6 protein-coding genes are annotated in these 3,847 nt (G+C 58.4%); 1 reads left to right on the top strand and 5 read right to left on the bottom strand.

All coding sequences use genetic code 11. The features are described 5' to 3' along the window. Window positions 1-58 precede the first annotated feature (58 nt). The gene (gene rpmB / locus V3W31_10415; protein MEE9615343.1) at window positions 59-250 is read right to left on the bottom strand and encodes a 50S ribosomal protein L28; all 192 of its coding nucleotides are present in this window, start codon (window positions 248-250) and stop codon (window positions 59-61) included. Window positions 251-341: 91 nt separating this feature from the next. Between rpmB and V3W31_10420 the strand changes: the two genes are divergently transcribed. Further along, the gene (locus V3W31_10420) at window positions 342-920 is read left to right on the top strand and encodes a YdcF family protein (GenBank protein ID MEE9615344.1); all 579 of its coding nucleotides are present in this window, start codon (window positions 342-344) and stop codon (window positions 918-920) included. A gap of 73 nt (window positions 921-993) precedes the next feature. Here the strand turns inward: V3W31_10420 and V3W31_10425 are convergent, their stop codons facing one another. The 4 genes from V3W31_10425 to V3W31_10440 form a co-directional block, all read right to left on the bottom strand. Beyond that, window positions 994-1,656 carry a metal-dependent hydrolase gene (locus V3W31_10425; protein ID MEE9615345.1) on the bottom strand — a complete coding sequence of 221 codons (663 nt, stop codon included), beginning with the start codon at window positions 1,654-1,656 and terminating at the stop codon, window positions 994-996. An 18-nt stretch (window positions 1,657-1,674) separates the two neighbouring features. Beyond that, window positions 1,675-2,118 carry a DUF523 domain-containing protein gene (locus tag V3W31_10430; protein ID MEE9615346.1) on the bottom strand — a complete coding sequence of 148 codons (444 nt, stop codon included), beginning with the start codon at window positions 2,116-2,118 and terminating at the stop codon, window positions 1,675-1,677. Between the two features lie 14 nt (window positions 2,119-2,132). Next, window positions 2,133-2,744: a phosphoribosylglycinamide formyltransferase gene (purN, locus tag V3W31_10435; protein MEE9615347.1), complete on the bottom strand. Its 612-nt coding sequence runs from the start codon at window positions 2,742-2,744 to the stop codon at window positions 2,133-2,135. Window positions 2,745-2,862: 118 nt separating this feature from the next. Beyond that, window positions 2,863-3,735 (bottom strand): decaprenyl-phosphate phosphoribosyltransferase, encoded by an 873-nt coding sequence (locus V3W31_10440; GenBank protein ID MEE9615348.1) that lies wholly within the window; start codon window positions 3,733-3,735, stop codon window positions 2,863-2,865. Window positions 3,736-3,847 lie beyond the last annotated feature (112 nt).

Below are 3,847 nucleotides of genomic sequence, written 5' to 3' on the forward strand. Positions count from 1 at the left end.
GATAGCGTTAAAGAGGGGGTGAGCCGGAAGGGTGTAGCTTTCCTTCCGTCAGGTGGCGTCAGGCGGCCTTAACGACCGCGCCGGACCTGATGCACCGCGAACATACCTGCATCCGCTTTGTCCTGCCGCTGTAGGTAACGCGCACCTTCTGGAGGTTGGGGTTCCATCTCCGGCGGGTCTTGTTGTTGGCGTGGCTTACGTTGTTGCCGAAGGCCGGACCCTTTCCGCATATCTCGCATGTGGCTGACATTTTGGTCTCTACTCCCTTCTTGTGGACTTTTAGTGTAAATTGGAATATAGTTTCATAACACATTTTTTTCCTATTTGCAAGGGGGTATTAGATGGCACCACGGGGATACGTCCTGCTGGGCATATTTTTCTTTGCCTGCACGCTTTACCACTTCATAAACTTCGTCAATGATATGAAGGGCTACCGTGCTCAAGCGGGCAACCCCGCCCACGCGATAGTCGTCCTTACCGGTGGGACCGGGAGGGTCGAAGCGGGGCTCGACCTCTTGAGGAAGCGCCTGGGCGGGGTGCTTATACTGAGCGGGGTGAACAGGGAGGCGGACCTCGATTCCATATTCATGGGGAGGCTCGGCGAGAGGGAGCGCCTGAGGGTCGTGCTCGAAAAGAAATCGAGGAGTACTTACGAGAACGCCGTCGAGATAAAGAAGTTCATGACCGAGAGGAACCTCAATTCCCTTATCCTCGTAACTTCGATCTACCACATGAAGAGGGCCTCCTACATCTTCAAGCGCATCATGCCCACGGACGTGCTTATGGAAACCTACCCGGTATTCGACCCGGACTTCGATGAGAACTGGTGGAGGGGAGGGGGGGGCTATAGCGTCCTCTTCGAGTTCACGAAGTACTACTGGTACTATCTGAAGTTCAACCTGGAAGTGATTATGGCCTGAGACGGGCTGCTCCTTGCGAAGCTATTCGAGCACCTGCCGGGCTTCGGCAAAGCCCGGTCTAATCCGCCGGAGCCTAAATCTCAACGCTCCCGCCGGGCTCGACTATCCTTACCTCGGTCGATGTGCCCTCGAGCCCACGCCGGAACTCCTCGGGGTCCTGCTTTATAACGTCCCATGTGTTGTAGTGCATGGGGATAGCGACCTTCGCCCGGAGGAGCCCCGCGGCCGCTATCGCGTCCTCTATCCCCATGGTGAAGTTGTCGCCTATGGGCAGGAGCGCGCAGTCCACGGGCCCTATGAGAGACATGTCGGAGAAGAGCCCCGTGTCTCCGGCATGGTAGATGCGCTTCCCGTCCATGGTTATGAGGAAGCCGCAGGGGCTGCCCACCGCACCCGTATCGGTTGTCGAGCCGTGGAAGGCGATGGTGAGTTTTACCCTGCCGAACGGGAAGTCGTGGCCCCCTCCTATGTGCATCTCGTGGCCCGCGGCACCTTTATCCGCGCAGTAGTTCACGAGTTCGAAGGGCGCTATTATGGGGGCGTCGTTGGCCTTTGCTATCTCCACCGCGTCACCGAGGTGGTCGGCGTGGCCGTGGGTGACGAGTACAGCGTCGACCTTTACGTCCTCTGGTTTCATCTTCGCCTGCGGGTTCCCGGTAAGAAATGGGTCTATTATGATCTTGCCTTTCTCGCCCTCGATGGTGAAACACGAATGTCCCAGGTAGCTGATCTTCATATACTCCTCCTTTTTTTCTTACCCGACCCCTCTGACATCCACCCCGTTCTTTTTAAGGAGCGCCGTGGTGACGCCCGCCCCCCGGGCCTCAACCCCGCCCCCCCCGCATATGACGCTTACCCCGCACGATGGGCTCTTTTCCTTCAGTATGGCCGTCTTGGCCCCGGTAAGCTTTGTGAGTTTCAGAACCTCCTCCGCCCCTTTCACGAACGCCCCGGTAACGTCGCTCCCGTGCTCGTCGACCACCCGCGCCTTTCCGTCGAGCACGTCCGTGCCGTCCCCGCCCGTTATCTCGGCAGCGGGCCTCGGCGTGGGGAGCCCCCCGAGTTGTTCCGGGCAGACGGGTATGACATGCGTCCCTCGAAGCTCACTGACCAGCTCCTCCCGTAAGGAGTCGGTCCCGTCGTACCGTGAGCGGATGCCCAGAAGGCACGCGCTCACTATGACCGGTCTGTCGCTCATTTAGCTCATTCAGCTCATTCAACTCTTTTTATAATGGTACGCCTTCCCCTGACCTCTATCCTGCCTTCGGCGAAGAGGCGGATGGCCTCCGGGTAGATGCGGTGCTCCTCGGCGAGGATCCTCTCGGCCAGCGTCTCCTCCGTGTCGTCGTCTATAACGGGCACGACGGCCTGGATTATTATGGGGCCCGTGTCCACCCCCTCGTCCACGAAGTGGACCGTGCAGCCGGAGAACTTCACGCCGTACTCGATAGCCTTTCTCTGCACGCTGAGGCCGGGGAAGGAGGGGAGGAGCGCGGGGTGGATGTTCATTATGCGCATGGGGAAGGCTTTTATGAGTACGGAAGAGAGTATCCTCATGAAGCCGGCGAGTACGACGAGACCTACTGTACACCCCTTGAGGAGTTCGACGGCCCTCCTGTCGTAGGTCTCCCTTTCCGGGTACTCCGCCTTTGTTATTACCTCGGTCCTGATCCCGTGCTTCTTCGCCCTCTCGATCGCGCGGGCCGTGGGGTTGTCGCTTATAACGACCGCCACTTCGCAGTCGAGCCCTCCGGACTCTATGGAGTCGATTATGGCCTGGAGGTTGGTGCCGCCTCCGGATGCGAGTACGCCTATTTTGAGCATCGATTATATTCCTCCGAGGTGCCGGTAGTGTCTTTTATACCATTACCGTACGGGCCGGGTCAATCGCAGCCCGTGGCGGGCGTGGTCCTGAGGACCGCTACTCCGGCCTTTGCCTCCGTCATCCCGCGTAGAGTATCCCCAGCACCGCCCCGATCCATAGGAAGATGTTTACGATGGTGGGGGTGTCGGCCAGGATGTCCCTCTCCGGCCTTACACCGGCCTCTTTCTTGTATATGAGATAGAGGTGGCGGAATATGCCGTAGAGTACGAACGGTACGGTGTACTTCAAGTTGTCCGTGCCGAACTTCTCCACGGTCTCGGCGGATACGGTATAGACGGAGTAGGCCACGAGCGTCGAGGCCGTAACGACCGCTATCATCTGGTCCAGGAAGAGCGAGTTGTACTCGGTCAAGACCGTGGCCCTATCCCCGAGTACGACTATTTCGTGCCTGCGCTTGCCGAGCACGACGAAGAGCGCCATGAGCATGGTGCAGAGAAGAAGCCAGGGGGATATTTCCACCTCTATGGCCAGCGCCCCGGCCGCGGCCCTTACGGCGAAGCCCGAGGCCACGGTCAGTATGTCCACTATGGGGACGGCCTTCAGGACGAAGGTGTAGAGGTTAAAGAGGGCGAAGTAGGCAACGGTTATGAGGCCGAATGAGGGGTTTATGGCGAATGCGGCCACGAGCGACACCCCCGATATGACCGCCGCGCCGGTCCAGGCGCTGCCCGCCGGAAGCCTTCCCGAGGCTATGGGCCTTTTGTCCTTCAGCGGGTGCTCCCGGTCCTTCTCCCTGTCGACGATGTCGTTTATAAGGTATACGGCCCCCGACACCATGGAGAATACGATGAACGCGAGGACGGAGTTACTGACGGCCTCGGGCTCGAAGAAGCTCTTCGAGAATACCAGCGCCATGAAGATGAGCCCGTTCTTGAGCCACTGTACGGGCCTCATGGCCTCGAGGATCAGGTTAATCTTGAGCGAGAACATAGCTTCCCGTTCCTTCCATTTTTTTCTATTTTTTCTCTCTTTTCCGTTTTTCCCAGTTGCCTATTATATAACAACACGCTCCGACTCTTCCATCAAAATGTAGGGCGGCCGG

The organism is Thermodesulfobacteriota bacterium, from assembly GCA_036482575.1.
Taxonomy (GTDB): Bacteria; Desulfobacterota; GWC2-55-46; order GWC2-55-46; family JAUVFY01; genus JAZGJJ01.